General features: G+C 40.9%; 15 protein-coding genes and 1 pseudogene. 1 reads left to right on the top strand and 15 read right to left on the bottom strand.

From position 1 onward, the window contains the following. The first annotated feature begins 426 nt into the window (after positions 1-426). Positions 427-1,296, top strand: a complete 870-nt coding sequence (locus BTO28_RS02055) for a hypothetical protein (protein WP_076763590.1) — start codon at positions 427-429, stop codon at positions 1,294-1,296. 57 nt (positions 1,297-1,353) lie between these two features. Here the strand turns inward: BTO28_RS02055 and BTO28_RS02060 are convergent, their stop codons facing one another. From BTO28_RS02060 to BTO28_RS02130, 15 genes and pseudogenes are all read right to left on the bottom strand, one after another. Continuing rightward, on the bottom strand, positions 1,354-2,088 hold the full coding sequence (locus BTO28_RS02060; protein WP_076763592.1) for a YqcI/YcgG family protein: 735 nt from the start codon (positions 2,086-2,088) through the stop codon (positions 1,354-1,356). Between the two features lie 108 nt (positions 2,089-2,196). Next, positions 2,197-2,808 (bottom strand): LysE family translocator, encoded by a 612-nt coding sequence (locus tag BTO28_RS02065; RefSeq protein ID WP_095532632.1) that lies wholly within the window; start codon positions 2,806-2,808, stop codon positions 2,197-2,199. A 163-nt stretch (positions 2,809-2,971) separates the two neighbouring features. Then, positions 2,972-3,088: pseudogene (locus BTO28_RS17620) on the bottom strand (TetR-like C-terminal domain-containing protein); the annotation flags it as partial. A gap of 1,111 nt (positions 3,089-4,199) precedes the next feature. Continuing rightward, entirely contained in the window at positions 4,200-5,168 is a 969-nt protein-coding gene (locus tag BTO28_RS02075) for a substrate-binding domain-containing protein (RefSeq protein ID WP_076763597.1), read from the bottom strand. An 18-nt stretch (positions 5,169-5,186) separates the two neighbouring features. Then, the gene (locus tag BTO28_RS02080; protein WP_076763599.1) at positions 5,187-6,086 is read right to left on the bottom strand and encodes a VOC family protein; all 900 of its coding nucleotides are present in this window, start codon (positions 6,084-6,086) and stop codon (positions 5,187-5,189) included. A 65-nt stretch (positions 6,087-6,151) separates the two neighbouring features. After that, a complete protein-coding gene (locus BTO28_RS02085; protein WP_076763601.1) occupies positions 6,152-6,934 on the bottom strand; it encodes a 2-keto-4-pentenoate hydratase in 783 nt (260 codons plus the stop codon). 66 nt (positions 6,935-7,000) lie between these two features. After that, positions 7,001-7,786 carry a 2-keto-4-pentenoate hydratase gene (locus tag BTO28_RS02090; RefSeq protein ID WP_076763603.1) on the bottom strand — a complete coding sequence of 262 codons (786 nt, stop codon included), beginning with the start codon at positions 7,784-7,786 and terminating at the stop codon, positions 7,001-7,003. A gap of 186 nt (positions 7,787-7,972) precedes the next feature. Further along, positions 7,973-8,212, bottom strand: a complete 240-nt coding sequence (locus tag BTO28_RS02095; protein ID WP_076763605.1) for an NAD(P)-dependent oxidoreductase — start codon at positions 8,210-8,212, stop codon at positions 7,973-7,975. A gap of 114 nt (positions 8,213-8,326) precedes the next feature. Then, on the bottom strand, positions 8,327-9,421 hold the full coding sequence (locus tag BTO28_RS02100) for a zinc-dependent alcohol dehydrogenase (RefSeq protein WP_076763606.1): 1,095 nt from the start codon (positions 9,419-9,421) through the stop codon (positions 8,327-8,329). A 51-nt stretch (positions 9,422-9,472) separates the two neighbouring features. Further along, positions 9,473-10,816, bottom strand: a complete 1,344-nt coding sequence (locus tag BTO28_RS02105) for a Rieske 2Fe-2S domain-containing protein (protein WP_076763608.1) — start codon at positions 10,814-10,816, stop codon at positions 9,473-9,475. Between the two features lie 30 nt (positions 10,817-10,846). Further along, a complete protein-coding gene (locus BTO28_RS02110) occupies positions 10,847-11,746 on the bottom strand; it encodes a LysR family transcriptional regulator (protein WP_076763609.1) in 900 nt (299 codons plus the stop codon). Positions 11,747-11,865: 119 nt separating this feature from the next. Continuing rightward, positions 11,866-13,761 (bottom strand): TRAP transporter permease, encoded by a 1,896-nt coding sequence (locus BTO28_RS02115; RefSeq protein WP_076763611.1) that lies wholly within the window; start codon positions 13,759-13,761, stop codon positions 11,866-11,868. A 35-nt stretch (positions 13,762-13,796) separates the two neighbouring features. After that, positions 13,797-14,858, bottom strand: coding sequence for a TAXI family TRAP transporter solute-binding subunit (locus BTO28_RS02120; protein WP_144289430.1), 1,062 nt, complete (start codon positions 14,856-14,858; stop codon positions 13,797-13,799). A 477-nt stretch (positions 14,859-15,335) separates the two neighbouring features. Beyond that, positions 15,336-15,542, bottom strand: coding sequence for a hypothetical protein (locus tag BTO28_RS02125; protein WP_076763614.1), 207 nt, complete (start codon positions 15,540-15,542; stop codon positions 15,336-15,338). Positions 15,543-15,588: 46 nt separating this feature from the next. Next, positions 15,589-17,493 (bottom strand): TRAP transporter permease, encoded by a 1,905-nt coding sequence (locus BTO28_RS02130; RefSeq protein ID WP_076763616.1) that lies wholly within the window; start codon positions 17,491-17,493, stop codon positions 15,589-15,591. Between the last annotated feature and the right edge of the window lie 59 nt (positions 17,494-17,552).

Below are 17,552 nucleotides of genomic sequence, written 5' to 3' on the forward strand. Positions count from 1 at the left end.
CCCTCCAATATAAAACGCTTTCTTTCAGCATACAGTAAAAATCATCCAAAAAATGAAACAAAAGTGAATAACTAATGAATATTGCAAGGACCGGAAAACATCGGTATGATAGAATTTGGTACTTTTTTCTTTTTTAGATAAGTATCTATTTACAAAAAAACCATTCTATTTATTTTTTATTTATCAATAAATAAATTAAATGGTTAACCGAGAAGATCGAAAAGAACAAATAATTGATGGCTCTGTAAGTGTATTTGCCGAACTAGGGTACTATAAAGCTGCTTATTACCCGTATTAAATTTACCGGAATTGTATCAGTAAAAAAAGAAAGTAACGGGCTTTCTTTTTTTATATGTTTATTTATTGATTAATAAATAAATTTTGAAAGACCTTGATTAGATTAATATGCAGGAAGGAGATAGTAAAATGACTATTCCAATTTATTCTGGCCAGGATGGTGTCAAAGAAGGAACGAAGAAGTTATTTGAAGAGGAAAAATCTCTTGTTTTTACTGGTTTAATCGGGCTTTTCTTAGCCGCAATAATCGCCGTTTTTATTTCTTTTAATGGGGCAGCTGTTTCACCCGAAGGCAACTTAAAGCATGCTTTTTCATTCAATGCAGCGGTAGGCATTTATATTTTGTCCATAGCAGCTATTTTGCCATTTTCAACATTAAATAATCGTCGCAGAAAGCGATTCCGGAAATTATTAATAGGCTCGTCTTTTTATTCGTATACGATTGAAACGGTACAGCATTTTCGAGGATTCAATCCGCGATTTTCAACCAAAGGCTCTGCTGCCGATATCATCGCCGGCATTTCTTTTGGTGTTGTGTCAATAATACTGGTCACTTTGTCTTTATGGCTGACCATCCATTTTTTTAAAAAAATTCACACCGAACGTCCATTGCTTTTGATGGGAATTCGCTATGCGCTTCTTTCTGTCATGATCGCAATGGCTGCCGGAATATGGATGTCCACTCTCCAAAGTCGATATACTGGAGATTCAGGAAATGTAATGACATTGCATGGTCTTGGGTTCCATGCATTGCAAACACTGTTATTGACCGGATGGCTTTTAGAAAAAGCAAAAGTAAATGAAAAAACAGCCCGATTGCTTCTCCATGCCGGGAGTATTTCCTGGATTCTTTCAATTCTATTAATCGGCATTCAAACGGCTTTAGGAAAAACCGTTTTCGAACTATCTTTATTACCGAGCTTTATCATTTTTTTATTATTTATTTGGTTTGTAATAGCTGCTTTATCAGGGTGGTTTTATCTGAAAAACAAATGCTAAGAATGCAAGCGTTCACTAAAAAGCAACACCGCCGCAATTCGCAGACGGTGTTGCTTTTTAAGGTTGATCTTTATGATGAAATGGACATTTCCCTGTAATCGGCTCGATGTCATCGCCGATAAAAAATTGCTTCCATTCGTTATGGTCAGGATCGCCATAATGACTGATGTCAGGATGTTTTGGAAGCTTGTCCCATTTTTCAACACGCTCTCGTACTTTTTCACGCGACATAATACCGCCTTTTTCTGTCCCTTTTAATCCTTCAAAGATTTTTCTGGGCTGAAATCCGAGAACCATTGCATTTCCGAGGTGACGGGTTTTCCGCTGCTTATAGGCAGGTGCATTTCCAAAAACAAAAATCGGTTCACCATGAAAATGAAAATCCCACAAAAAATGATCCGGATCCTTTGAACTCTCAAGAGGCCATTCTACCTTGTCTTGCTGATGTAAATATTGAAGAATTGCCCAAAACTGGTCTCGATACTGATCAAGCGTTCCTTCTTCTTCAAATGGTTCAACAAAAACAAATAATCCGTGTCTAACAAAAGGAGGCTCATGAAAAAGCTTGAGAAATGCCCCCACCGCTTCCGGCAAATTAGACCAATCTTCTTGTGTAATATAGGCATAGCGAAGTTCACCCTTTTTTTCCCCGTTCATTCCAAAATAACAGGGGAAAGTCGGATCCGTCACCGTTTGATGAAATGTCGCATATTCATTTTTAAGCCATTGAGGCAGATCCTTCCCAGAATTCATATCTTCTTTCGTCAATAAAGCAGTACGCGTTTTCAGCATATCACAGCCTCCAGTCGATTTACTTATGTACGTAATAGTATATGTATTCCCTGTTGGCAAAATGATCCAAACCTCTGCGAACTAAAAAGTTTTTTGGATTGAAATAATTTATTTTTGATGCTGTAAAGCCAGATGTATACCTAAGCCGAAGTAGACAAATCCGACAACTTTCCCCTGCCAATCGGCAAGCATTTTGTTTTTTGAGAGCCATTGGCTTACTGAACCTGCAAGCAATGCGATAAGTGTTGTATACGCAATACTTAATGCAACAAATGTTAAACCAAGGGTGAGCAGCTGCAACACCACTGTACCGTCAGCCGGACGGACAAATTGAGGAAGGAAAGCTAGAAAAAACAAGGATGTTTTTGGATTGAGCACTTCAGTCAAAACCGCCTGATTAAAGGAACGGCGGACACTCACACGCTCAACCGACGGCACAGTGAACCTCGATGATTTTTCTAGAAAAGCACGTATTCCAAGATAAAATAAATAAGCTGCACCCAAATATTTTATGACCTCAAAAGCATGCGCTGACGTCATTAAAACAGCAGACAGGCCAAGTACTAAAGCCATTGTGTGAATCAAATCACCGACGGCGATGCCAAGGCCCGTAAAAATACCATTCCGTCTCCCTCCACTTATACTTTGAGCCAGCGTAAGCATCACAGCAGGCCCTGGTATAAGGAATAATGTTAATACGACTAAAACAAATGCAATCATTTCATACCTCCACATTTCAACAGTTGTCGTTTAATCAAGGGAATGAACGTCCCTTGATTAAAACAAAAGAAAAAAGCGCCTTCAATTACATTTATTGTAATCGATAGTGCGCTTATTTAAAAGGTTCGTAGTTAACTATTCCTATACAATCCTCGTCGCATATTTAAGACTTAAATATGCCATGCTTTGATAATATAGAAGAAATTTCCGGGAGGGATTCTTTCATTCCATTCTCAAGCCATTGCTGTGTAACACCCCGATGAGCGATAGTGACATAGGAAGTAAGATATCTTCTTTATAATGTTCTACTATATTTTGAAACATGTTGTTTCTCATTATTTCTTACAATTTCATTTGAAAAGACGGGTCGCCTTCTGCATCTAAAATCACCATCATGAAATCAGGCAGATAAAGATTCTGCTATTAATTGGATAGAAGTAAAAAACGAGGAAATTGCCAGGGGACGGATTAGACAATATTATGCGGCACTCATCATCCCACAGGATTTTAGCCAGAAACAAGCCTCTTTCCAAACCGCAAGTCCCTCATTACCAGAAATTATAATACTGATCAATCAGGGAATGGACATGGCAGCCTCCAGTATAACCGGGGAAATATTGAATGAAGTTGCCGACAACATGAAAAACAGGGAGGATCCGATACGACAGAGCAAGCTTGATTCATGGTTTTACCCATTGCAGGAGAGATTTGTTTATGTAAAACGAAATCGGGACTCATAGTGCAAACGGAAATGCTCCAGTATTACTATTTCAACCCCAAGTGTTTTTATGGTGGAAGTCTTCGAGAACTTCATTTCTTTGAAAAGAGTCTTAATTGGAGTCAAGTTTCTGTATTGTCCCATATTGCTGCTGTCATCCTTGATATCTTACAGACCTCAACATTAAAATCAACAACCATAAGGAAGAACGAATTGCCTAAACAGAAAGACCCTAACTAGGTAAAAACAGTTTAACAAATAAATGTCATGGCTTTAACTTTTTTCCCTTATCGTCTTTTAAACATTAGTTTTTCGGGAAGGAAGAGAACAAAATATTTTTATTTCGGCTTCTTTTTGACAAAAAGAACAAGGAAGATGATCCCTTTTCACTTTTTGTACATGAGGCACTTCGAAGTTTTGAAGACCATCTTTCACATGACTTGTACATACTATTAACATAATAAACAACCCCGCTTTGAATGTGATAAGGAAGACAGCCAAGATTCTATTTTCACTTGGCTGCCCTGAGGAATAGTATGGCTAAAGCACTCAGTATACATACGCACTTTTATTTCTTTTGAAAACCTGGAGACATTCCTTTTAAATGAAGGCTTTGTCTGCAGGTGGAATTAGACGATAACTCTATTTCTTTCCTTTTTTAGATTGTCCCTAACTACCGGACAATATCAATAATTTTCTTTTCATAATCGAGCTGAACGAAACAGTCGGACAAATCATACGGTTTTTCAATAAAGCCCTGATTGATGCATGCTTCATAAAAGGTTTCCAAAATCTTTTTGTTTTTGGCCCAGCCGTTGTCGTTCCACCCTTCCTGCAGGAAACTGGATTCCGTCTCATGAAGATGCCAATCCGCAAACGGCAAATAGAGACCGCTCATGTGTCCGACTTCCCGATAGCCCCTCTCTTTTGATTTCTCAAACAGCTCCATGATGCCAAGAACGATGTCTGGATTGTTTTGTAGCAGGTCTTCTCTTATCGCCATTACATGCGTAATGGGAATTATCCCGCCATCTCGTATGGCTTGTGCTTGTTCCTCCAGAGAAGGAGGGAATAACCAGCGCAGCCCTTCGAAATGATCCGGCTTTCTTGCGTAAAAAAAGCAATCTATCCCACCGCTTCTAAGCAGTTCCGCGGGATCCCCATTGATATAATCCCAATTGAATTGATAGTTTTCCGGATACGGCATGTCCTCCATCCGGTCTTTTCGCAGCGGGCACCAAATAATGCTTGCTGGATCAACACCGTACTGATTTTCCAGTAGCCATCTATGCCAAATGGAGGCAGTAACCCAGTTTTGAAACACCGCTACTTTTTTACCACTTAAATCTTGATAACTGTGAAGGTCGGAATGTTCCGCACAAAAAGCATAAACCTGGGGAATTTTCCGGGAAAAGATCGGCAGAGCCTTTAAACCAGAATCTGTTTCCTGAACTTTTAAAAATGTCGCCAGTGACATTTCGCCAATATCAAATTCCTTCTTCATCATTTTCAATGTGCACTCATCGATATTTTTGACTGTTTCTGCTATATAATCAAATTGCTCGGTTTCAATAGAATGGGAAAGCAAAGCAAGGGTTTGCAAGTTCATCGTACTGCCAATTTTTATCGTTTGTTTAGACATTTCACCTGCTCCTTTTCATTAAACTTCTACATGCCCGACTTTTCCGATTCGCGGATCGGAAGCACCTTCCCATAAATCTGTTGTGCGCAGCGTATGATCCAGCATTCTCGGCTCGCGCGGGTTTTCTTCCGGAAATTCCTCCATATCTTGTGTATATTCAAGGGTTAAACCGTCAGGATCAAGGAAATACATAAAGATACTGCCTGAAGCAAGGTGGCGCCCCGGTCCGAAAATCACCGGCACATCTAAGTTAATTAGGCGGTTGCGAGCGATTCCTATATCGTTTATATCCTCCACTTTATATGCTATGTGAAACATGCGCAGATCGTCTCCTTGGGAGATGCCGAAAGAGTGATGAAACGGATTAGGAAAACAACGCATAAACGCAAAATACATTTCACCGTCCGGTTTATGACGGGTATCCGATATTTTAAAGTTCAATACTTCATTAAAAAAACGGACGGTGTCCTGAAGATTAGGCACCCGCAGCACAACATGATCCAATTTTAATACTCTTACCGGACTTGGTTCATACGGTTTAGCTCTTTGCATCATTTTATTATAAAACTCAAAAGTGACGCCATTTGGATCACGGAATCGAAATGCCTTGTCAATTTTAAGAAGCGCCCTCTCTTCCTTGTCTACCTCAACAGGGGCATAGCCTTCTTTTTTTAACAGTTCAAAAGCCTTTTCCCACTCTTTTGTGCTTTCCATTTCAAAGCCGATTCTCTTTAATCCAGGTTTATCAGACTTATTTAACATCAAATTGTGATAATCCGAACTTGATGATAAAAATGCGACGTCCTCTTTAATTTCTCCAACCTGGTCGAGGCAAACCATATCCCGATAAAAATGGGTACTCCGTTCAACATCTGTAACATTCAGTGCGATATAACCAAGTTTTTTATAGCGAATCATCGTAAATCCTCCTATTCTTTTAAATGATCAGCAGTCCCATGCCGAAAAACTCCTCATTCTTTCTCTTACTGTTCTACTTTAAATTCAACCGTCCCTAATCCGTCCCATTTAGCGGATACGATATCTCCCAGTGATAATAATTGCGCTCCTGTTATACCACCAGTTAGAATGATCTGTCCGGCTTTTAATTTTTTTCCTTGGCGGGACAGCATATTCGCCAGCATGGCCACCGAATTTGCGGGATGACCCAATACAGCGGCACTGGCACCTAAATCTCTCAATTCACCATTAATAGAAAGCGTGACACCGACTAAATCGAGTTCCATTTCATCCGGCTTCCTCATGACTGAGCCGAAAAACACACGTGAAGAAGAAGCATTATCGGCAATGACGTCAGGTGATGTAAATTGAAAATTCTGAAATCTGCTGTCGATCACTTCCAAAGCCGGGACGACGTACTCCGTTGAGGCTAAAACGTCTTCGGTGGTCACATCCGGGCCTTCAAGATCTCTGCTAAGGATAAACGCAATTTCCGCCTCCACTTTTGGATGGATGAGTTCATTCACATGTAGTACATTCGCATCTGTCACCATATAGTCGAAAATATAACCATATATCGGTTTATCTATATTCATTTGTTTCTTTTTTGCGTGACTAGTCAGTCCCATTTTCGAACCAACCATACGGTACCCCTGACCAAGTCTTATATTGACAAGTTCTTCTTGGATGGCGTACGCTTCATCGACACTAAGATCCGGATATTCATCCGTGATTCGGGGCACTTCCCTCTTTTCGTTTTCCGCATCGATTAAAAAAACAGCTGTTTTTTTGATGGTTTTACTTTCCATATTAATCCCTCCCGTCAAGCCTGCAGCTCTTCTAATCTTCATCTAAAAAGTTCTGATCGTGTAAAATCAATCTGTAAACGTTACGCTGACTTCTCCAATATGAGCCATTCGAGCAGTGAAAACGTCTCCAGCTTCTGCTTGAACAGCAGCTGACAGCGCTCCAGACAGAATGATTTCCCCCGCTTCTAAGTAAATGCCGAATTCAAATAATTTATTGGCGAGCCATGCAATCGCATTAGCAGGGCCGCCTAGCGCTGCTGCACCAACACCTGTATTAACCAATTTGTTGTTTTTATAGAAAGCCATACCAAGATGGGATAGATCCACTTTATCGACACTTACTGGTTGGCCGCCCAATACGTACATACCAGAGGAAGCATTATCAGCAATCGTATCCTGCAGTTTAATTTGCCAGTCCTCAATTCTGCTGTCCACAATTTCGAGCGCTGGCTGTATATACTCTGTGGCAAGCAATACTTCAGTTGATGTCACTCTTGGTCCGACGAGGTCCTGGTTCAATTTAAATGCGATTTCAGCCTCCACTTTTGGTTGAATCAACCTGCCTAAGGAGACTTTTCCGCCGTCTTCCACTTCCATGCGGTTCAATAGATGCCCATAGTCTGGTTGATCTACACCGAGCAGTTTTTGCATAGCTAGCGAAGTTAAACCGATTTTTTTCCCGACGATGCTAGCGCCGGCTTCTACCTTTCTTTCAATTGTTTTTAATTGAATCATATACGCTTCTCTCACCGAAATATCAGGATGCCGTTCAGTTAATGGTTTCACTGCATTCGCATTTTCTTCAGCTACTGCCAACCGATCTGAGAAGGAGACAGTTTGTAATAAATTCATCTGATTTCTCCACCTATTCAATAATTAATTTTGTCGTAAGAACACTCTCTGATAACTTATTTAGATTCATAAGAAAATGGGGCAGGGAGTACCACTCTGCACGATCGGTACGCCTTTTATTTCACTTCATCTTGCTAGTTTTTAATATATGCGGTCTATACCGTGCTTATAACTATGAAACAATTCTCACCAAACTTGCAGTATATGAGCTCTGTCAACCGCTTCCCAAACTGATATTACTTCAAACCCTTCTTTTTTCCAATGGACATCTTCCGTCCCTTCTCTTAACACAACAAGTACTTCTGCATTCATTTCCCGTAACTTTTTGGCATGTTGATAGCCTTGTTCATCGTATCCTATGATGGCAACCGTCTTATTACGAAAATATAAATGAATTAAATCCTCTGAATCACGCTGCTTTATCATAAGCAACTTCCTCCTATAGTTAGTCCCTAACACCGCCGATCAAGTTTGAACCGGGAATATATGATGTACAATCAATACGCCTGTTTCTTTTTCACCATGCACCTTTTTTGACTATCAGTTCCAAGGGTTTACGGTAACGTGAATAGCCCCTTTTTCTCCCTCTCCACCGACTGTTTTCAATGCTTGATCCACTTCATTTAGTCCAAAATCATGTGTGCACATCTCGCCTAAAGGATATTTGCCAGAAGCAATCAATTGTATTGCCCGTTCAACAGAACCATAGCTATGACCTCGAACACCCTTCATTGTGATGCATTTTGACATCAATTTGTCACTGTAAAAACTAGGGATCTCTTGATGTTTTTTCCCCGCAATAATAATTGTGCCCCTTATTTTCACTAACTCGACTGCCAACGTAACAGTACTTGGACCGCCCGAGGCAACATCGATGACGATATCAGCCATTGCGTCACCCGTTATCTCTTTCACCCGTTCATATATATCTTCTTTCTGAACATCGATTGTAAAATCTGCACCAAACTTTCTTGCTAATTCCAGCCTTTCTTTGTCTGCCGTCATCCCGCTCACGATAATACAATCCGATCCAGCCTGTTTTGCGGCAAGGACACAGCCCAGCCCCTGTTGGCCTGGCCCCTGTATTAGTACTGTTTTTCCAGGGCCAGCCTCTCCTTCATTTACAGCCCATTCAATCCCATTCCCTAATGGCAAAGCCAATGCGGCCTCTCTGGCGGGAACATGCTCTGGCACTTTGTGAAAGACAGAGTTCGGATGCAAATATAGAAATTGACTGTAACCGCCCCATAAAGATGGGGTTTCATTAACGGTTGTGTATCCAAACCGAATACCGCCGTTCCATTTGTCGGTTGCTGCGCACAAACGAAATTCTCCAGAACGGCAGCGAGGACAGTGTCCGCACGGGAGATATTCCTCCAGTGCGACACGATCTCCTTCTTTCACTCCCCATCGTTCCGCAGCAAATTTTCCAACCTTCTCTATATAGCCGACGACTTCATGACCTAAAATTCGATCCCCAATATATTTCTTGTAGTCTGGCCAATCACTACCGCAAACACCCGACACCTCTACTTTTAATAAACCTGCATCGTCTGGAATCTCCGGAATGTCAAATGTTTTCACAACTGTTTGTTTTTCACCTGACTGAACAGCAGCTAATACTTTTTCTTTCAAAAGTAATTCCTCCCTCAATATTATTTTTAATATTTTGATTATTCAAAATAATTATTTTGCATTCTGCATCGAGTCTGTTTGAACGGTTTCTTTGTCTAACTCTGCCTCGCGAACATAATCTTCCTCTGTTAAGGCTAAAACTTCTTTAGCCCCTATTTGAAATGGGACACCCTCCGGCAAAACAACAGATGCAGATCGAACACGATGTGTCTCGGGACTTAGCGCCGGGGGAGTTTTACCTTCTTCAAGGTCATGTGCTGCTTTCAGCATCATTCTGCGAGCCGCAATAATCGCTGCATCACTTGACCCGAGACGTTCCTGTGTCCGGTCTGCAATCCGTCCTTGTGTTTCCTGTACCGCGCTGTCTTGAGCCTGAATTCCATGTATACCGGTGAAAGACTGTCCGCTTGCCTGGAGCTCCCGATCAATTAAATAGTCATTTTCTTTATTTTGCTTGGCTCTTAACGTGCCTGGGATCAATTCCATGTGAATCCCTCTGCCGCTCTTCAAAACTTTCATTTCATGATCTGTCAAAGGCCGTGCTGGATTCCAATTGATATTCCATGTGTACACATTCTCATCATCCATCGGCACCCATGCATGCGCACCCCTTGGCGTATCTTCATAAGGCGGAATCATCGTATACCATGGCATTAAAAATTGTGTAATCCGCCAATAAAGACTCCCTTTTTCGGCATGACGGTTGGCTCCCACCAGCATTCCATAATCCATTTTTTCCACTTCAAATTTTGGCGCAGTATCTTGAGTTAGGTAGTTTGCTACTTGACTTTCAGCTTTCTTTTTCAGTCCCATAAACCCTTGGCCGCCTGCACCTCTGTGAAGGAATGAAATATGACTCGAATCTAATCCGCCCTCTATCGCCTGAAAATAATTGTTGTATTGAATTTTTCTGGTCATATAGCGATGGCTATCGGGCACTAAATTCCACTCAAGTTCAGGTAATTCAGGCATTAATTCTTCCGGTCCCATGTATGTCCATATGACCCCTCCACGTTCCCTGCAAGGGTAAGATTTGATTTTTACCTTATGTTTAAAATTGCTGGAAGGCGGTTCAGATGGCATATCTACACAGTCTCCATTTACATCGAACTTCCATCCGTGATAAACGCATCGAATACCGCATTCTTCATTTCGAGCAAAGTATAGTGACACTTTACGATGCGGACAGAACTCATCAATTAGACCAACCTTGCCCTCTGAATCGCGAAATGCCAGCAGCTCTTCTCCCAGTAATTTAGTTCTTACTGGTGTACAATTCGGCTTCGGCAATTCGGTAGAAATCATTGCCGGGATCCAATATCTTCTAAATAGTTTTCCCATAGGTGTATCCGGACCAGTTCTCGTTAACGTTTCGTTATTTTCTTTTGATAACATGTCTTCTCCTCCATTTCTTTATTGAGTTCTTTATAAATATTCTTGATTTCCAATTTTCCTCTTCAAAAAATTCATTATGAGCGCCACAACTTGATAGGATTCTTTACGCTCTAATGAGATCATGGATAAGTTCTCTATAATAGGCGGGAGATTTCTTATCTCCACTTTTTTCAGCAGTCCCTTATCTAACTCTTCTTCTATGCTGATCGTTGGTAATATACAAATAAACGGGGAATAACTAACCATTTGCTTGGCAGCTTCAATCTGGTTTAGCTCCATTGCAATATTTGGCGTTACATTAAACTCAGAAAAAATTTTCCTGATCTGAGCCCATGCGTCTGACTTTTGCTGATAGGTCACCATTGGCGCTTTAATCAGTTCCGCCATATCCACTTCTCTATCCGCAAAAGAGTGCTCGGGGCTGCACACCACGCTTAACTCACAGGCCGAGAGATGATATTGTTTCACTTCAGGTTTTTTTACTTTAGAAGATACCAGCCCAATATCTATTTGATCCTGCAAGAGCATTTCTGTAATTTGAACCGAATTGCCCGTCATCATCTTTAACTCAATTCCCGGATAGTTTTTAAGAATATTACCTAAAATAGCCGGGAGAACGTAGACTGACCATAAAGCAGTGGCTCCAATAGTTACTTTTCCTTCCATCTTTTCATTTAAACTGGAAAGCTTTTCTTTAACAACGCTTTCGATTTCCATCAATTTTAATGCGTAAGGAAGAAAAGCTTCCCCCTCCTTTGTCAGCTTAATAGCACGTTTGCTGCGGACAAACAATGATTTTCCCAATTCCTGCTCCAGCGTCTGAATACGCGCTGTAACGGATGGCTGGCTCAACTGTAGAATATGAGAAGCTTGGGCAAAACTCATTTCTCTTGCGATTGTTATAAATGTGTGCACGTTTTTTAAATCCATTTCATCTCACCTGTCCTTATGGATCGAATGTTTTTTCATTTTTTGCTTTATCTATTTTACAAATAGAAAATATCTATCGAACAGGTAGATACAAATTGCACAAGGAGTGCCGAATTGTGTTAATTCGGCAGCTCACCTGGCAGTTCAGTGTTACTTTTCACTTTCGTAAATTTTTGCCACAGTAAAACCACTATGCCTATAATAAAACCGATGAGTGGATAAAGAATACCTGGTCCTATTAATAGTAACCCGGCAATGCTCGTTACAACTCGTTCTACTATATTCATGTTTTTGATGAAATATCCCCGGATACTGCAAGCAAGCAGAATAGAACCTGCAATAGCGGTAATAACCGCAATGGCTATATCTGACACAGACCCTTTAAGTAACAGTCCTGGACTGAAAATAAAAGCAAATGGTATAAGGTAGGCGGCTATGCCTAAACGTACGGCCTCTCCACCAGTCTCCCAAACTTTACTTCCACTAAGCCCGCAGGCCACATAGACCGCAATACACACAGGCGGTGTAATAAAAGAGGATAAGCCCCAGTAGACCACAAATAAATGTGCGCTAATATCAGGAATCCCCATTTGAATTAACGCCGGTACAACTAATGTAGCCAACGTAATATAGGCAGGTATTGAATCTAAGCCCATTCCAAGAATTAAACTGGCTAATCCCACTAGAAGTAGCGTTAAAAGCAAGTTTCCTCCTGATACATCTATAATGAATTGTGAAAATTTAATTCCAACACCACTTAATTCTAATGCCCCAACCATAATACCTACAGCGCCTGTGACAACGGCAATCAACACCCACCCTTTGACAGCGGTTTCAAAAGATAACATAATATTTTTAGGAAGAAGCCAATTATCCCGGTCTTTAGATAAGAAACTGCAGCCTATTAAGAATGGAAGTGAGTAGATTCCTGATATTTCAGGCGTGAAGCCCTTTACAATCAGAAAGTAGACTAAAGCGATAATCGGAATTAAGTAATACCACCCTGCCGAAAAAACATTCCAGAAATTAGGCAATTCTTTCCTTGGCAATGCTGGTATCCCTTCTTTGTACGCTTGTAAATGAACAGAAACAAAGATAATTAAGAAATAAAGCAAGGCCGGTACTAAAGCGGCAATCGCAATTTGCGCATACGGTACACCGATCCATTCTGCCATGACAAAGGCGATCGCGCCCATGACAGGCGGTAAAAATTGACCTCCAGTTGACGCTGTAGCCTCCACGGCGCCGGCAAATTTCGGTGTATAGCCTACTTTTTTCATGAGAGGGATTGTAAAAACTCCTGTTGTGGCAACATTCCCCGATGGCGAACCAGAAATAGATCCAAATAAAGCACTTGATAAAACCGCAGCCTTGGCTGGGCCGCCTTTTGACCAACCGGTAAGAGAAAGGGCAACGTCCATAAACCATTTACCGGCACCTGCCCGTTCCAGCAATGCACCAAATATCAGAAAAACAATTAAGATCGATGTGGCCACTTTAAGGGGCAGTCCAAAAATGCCACTGCTTCCCACAAAAGCACTGTATAATAATCGGTCAATATGATATCCTTCCCCGTACAAAATACCCGGGAGATACTTTTGAAATATCGTAATACTGACTAACGACAGAATTAGAATCGGAAAGACCCAGCCTGTTTTTCTCCTGACCGCTTCCAATAATGGGATGCAGAGAAGAACCGCTAAAAATACTCCTGTTTTATCAAGAAACCCAAATTGGCTGTACTGAAGAACCCTTTCATAGAAGAAGATTACGTATCCTAGGCTCACAAAGGAACAACCGATTAACAAATAATCATAAAAAGGAATTTTTGAACTTTCTTTTTTTCCAGCACGGAATAAAATGAAGATGATTAGCAATGCACAAGTCAAACTGATGGCTAGATGGATTTGTGTAGGGATGAAAAAACCAAGCTGAGGTAAAAATTGTCCGGCGATGATAATATGGTAGAGACCAATTATTGTAGAAATCCATAAAATTAATTTAGATCGCAGCAATCTTTTCACCTTCCCTTTTAAATTTTTGATCTTGACTACTGAGTTTCTAATGTCTGCTGGATAACATCCATTTCCGGATGCCAAGCCTTGATTTCTTGATAATACTTAATCGCCCCGGCATGAAACGGGATAACGGGGTCTGTTAAGGAATGTTCGACAGTCCAGTCTTTTGCGGAGCTGTGAAGTGCGCTAAATTCATCGTAATTATTAAACATTGTTTTTGTTAAACGGTAGACTGCATCGTCTTCCAGCTCTCTTTTTGCCACTAAATATGTGTTAAGTGCAAATGCTGTTACATCTTTTTTTTGATTTGAATAGGTTCCGCCTGGAATCACAAATTTATGGACCGCTTTAGGCAGCTTTTCTAAAATAGAATCTACTTTTTCTTCTTCGAAAGAAATAAGCTTAAACTCTTCATCTGAAAGTAGTTCTGATAGTGTGGCCGCATTTAAACTGGCAGGGAAAAATGCACCGTCAACAGTTCCTAGCTCTAAAGCTTCTATCACTTCCGGCGAATCAGTCGTTGAGATAATTTTTACATCTTCTTTTGCAACACCATACTCATCTAAGACCGCATCCATAATTTGTTCAATCTCCGGCATTGCCGGACGCTTACCAATAATTGTTTTTCCTTTTAAGTTACTCGGACTGTCAATGCCAGAGTCTTTACGAACAATGAGTTGTCTTACAGATGCTTGACCTTGTGCAACAAGGCGGATATCCACTTTCGATTCAAAAGGTGTAATTCCTTTGAATCCATCCTCGGCTGCAAGCGAATTCGTGATAGCAAAATCCACCCTGTCCGTAGCGAGAGCGAAGACATTCGGGTGTGATCCTCCGACAGGTTCTACGGTCATATTATATCCGGGATCATGCTTGGAAATAATATTAGACAAACCCACGCCGACCGTATAGAAAGGACTTCCTGAACTGGACGTTCCGATTCGAACAGATGTTTGTTTACCGATTTCACCTGATGAATTAGAAGTTTGAGCTGAACTTTTTATGGAGTTTTGGTTACCATTTGGCCCACATGCGCTTAATAGCAAACTTAATGTGGAGATAAACATTACGACAAACAAAAACTGTTTTTTCACCAAAATTAACTTCTCCTCCTCTAGCTTTTAATGATTAGAGATTACTACAACTGAGCTTTCTTTCTTGATGTATGCGCTTACTTTATTTTAAAAAAGCCAAATGTTTTTTGAATATTTTGACTTTTTAATCGCTTATAAGTTAACTTATATATCATTAATTTGTAAAATAGATTTTTTCTATCAATTGGAGATAACCTATCCTCACTAAAACTTATCATTCCTCTGCTAAAAAATCTGATTAAACAATATTTCTGAATTCTCATTACACTTTAACCTATTCTCCCGATTAACTCTTTATACCGACCGTATTCTAAGATTGAACTAAAAAACTTCCTACCCTGAAAATCGACTAATAAATAATCAAAATAAGCAGACCTTGCGTAACAAGGTCTGCTTAATAAGATATCGTTTTCAACATTAATTGTTTTTGATGTACTGTACGTTTGGATCTGGTTCACCTTTCTTGCTGCTTTTTATCTATACGCCTTGTATTTGAAGCTTTTTTCTTTCATATTTTTCTATTCTCCTTTTTTCTTTAAAAGAAGGTATAGAGCCAAAAATTTTAATATCAGCTTTTTTATGACAAAAAGAACAGGGGGATTTATCACTTTTCACTTTTTTCACATGAGGAACATCAAAGTTTTTTAAGCCATCTTTGACATGATTCGCACATACTACTAACATAATGAACCCCGCTTTCTGAATGACCCTCTATTATTTATGCTGACACTTACATCACATGATCTGCCTTTGTTTTATCCGAATTCGTGACCGGGGTAACACGATTTTTTCTAGCCGCCCAAAAAAATGCAATGATCACCGCAATTCCAACCATATTTAATAAATGGTGAGGTACTAACATGAGAACGCCCGCCACTAGCGCCCAAGAACGGAAAAACCAATTTAATTTTCGTTCCAGGAAACCTTGAAATACAACGCCAAAAGCAATGACGCCAAGGAAACCGCTTATGACGGCCAGGACCTTGTCCAAAGTCGGCCCAATCATTAAGTATGCTGGATTAAGGACAAACATAAATGGAATCACATAGGCAACAAAAGCAAGCTTAGTCGCTGTAAGTGCAGTGGTCATTGGATTCGATTTCGCAATAGCCGCTGCCGCGAAAGAAGCCAGGGCATCCGGCGGTGTAATAACGGCTATGGAAGCAAAATACATCACAAACATATGGGCAAGCAATACAGCATGTTCGGCAACAACAGGAGAATCTGCTTCCAACATTCCGATCAGCGCCGGGATCGTAATCGCCACTTGGACAATATAGGAAGCGGACGGCGGAAGACCCATTCCTAAAATAAAGGAAGCGATAGCGGTCAGAATAAGCGCAAGAATAAGATGTCCGCCGGATAACTCGCCCAATAAAGCCGTAAATCTCACGCCCAATCCGGTCAATCCAAACATTCCGCTAATAATACCAGCTGTCGCTGTCGCTGCACCAATCATCAGCATCCCTTTGGCCCCATCCTCTAACGCTTCTAACATGGAACGCCAGCTCATGCGGGTTTCCTTATGAAGGGATGAGAAAAGCAAAATGCTTAAAATGGAGTAGGAAACAGCGTAAGAAGGGCTGTAATCCAACATAAGAAGACCGACTAATACGATGATCGGCAATAAAAGATGCCATCTTTTCTTTAGACTTCCCTTCCAGTCAGGCAAGTCCTTTCTCGGGACACCTGATAATCCTAGTTTAACCGCTTCTAAATGAACCATGACCCCAATTCCCCAGAAATACAGAAGAGCTGGCAACAGGGCGTAACCTGCAATCTGAATATAAGGAATACCTGTATACTGAGCCATAATAAAGGCAACGATCCCCATTACTGGCGGCATAATCTGACTTCCGGCCGATGCAGCAGCTTCAACACCCCCTGCAAAATTCGCTTTATAGCCGATTTTTTTCATCAATGGTATTGTAGATGTTCCTACTGTCATGACATTGGCTACCGCACTGCCCGAAAGCATTCCGTGCAAAGCGCTGCCGATAATAGACACTTTGGCCGGTCCCCCGCGGGCATGGCCGGCCATCCCCATCGCAATATCCATTAAGAGATCCCCAACGCCAGACTTTGCGAGAAACGATCCAAACAAGATAAATAAAGCAATATAGGTAGCACTTGCACCAAGCGGGATTCCCAAGGTGCCCTCTGTGCCCAAGTAATTTAAATCAACGACACTGGCCCAGCTATAGCCGGCATGCGATAACATGCCCGGCAAAAATGAACCTGCGAGCCCGTAGACTACGAAAAGGAGGGCGATAATGGACAGAGCCGCCCCGGCAACTTTTCGCGTTGCTTCCAAGATCAGAAAGATAAAAATGGTTCCTAACACCATTTCGGCCGGCGTTAATGGACTGACCATCGCGAAACGTTCCGTCATAATATAATCATAGTGGAGATAAAGATACCCCATACTGGCAGCACTTAATGCCACCATGCCACCATTTAACAGCCCATTTATCTTTTTAGATTTAAAGCGATATGGGTATAACAAAAAGATTAAAACAGTGACAAATGATAAATGGACAAACCGTTGAAAAAACGTCTCAAAGTTACCGAAAAAGCCTGTGTATAAATGAAACAAACTCAGTCCATACAATAAAATCTTGCATAGTTTCACCATTTGTTTTCTGTCCCCTCCTTGGATAGATCCGAGTTTTCCCTTGCGTATCGTCCATTTAA

Origin of the sequence: Domibacillus epiphyticus (assembly GCF_001975785.1) — a bacterium.
Classification (GTDB): domain Bacteria; phylum Bacillota; class Bacilli; order Bacillales; family Domibacillaceae; genus Domibacillus; species Domibacillus epiphyticus.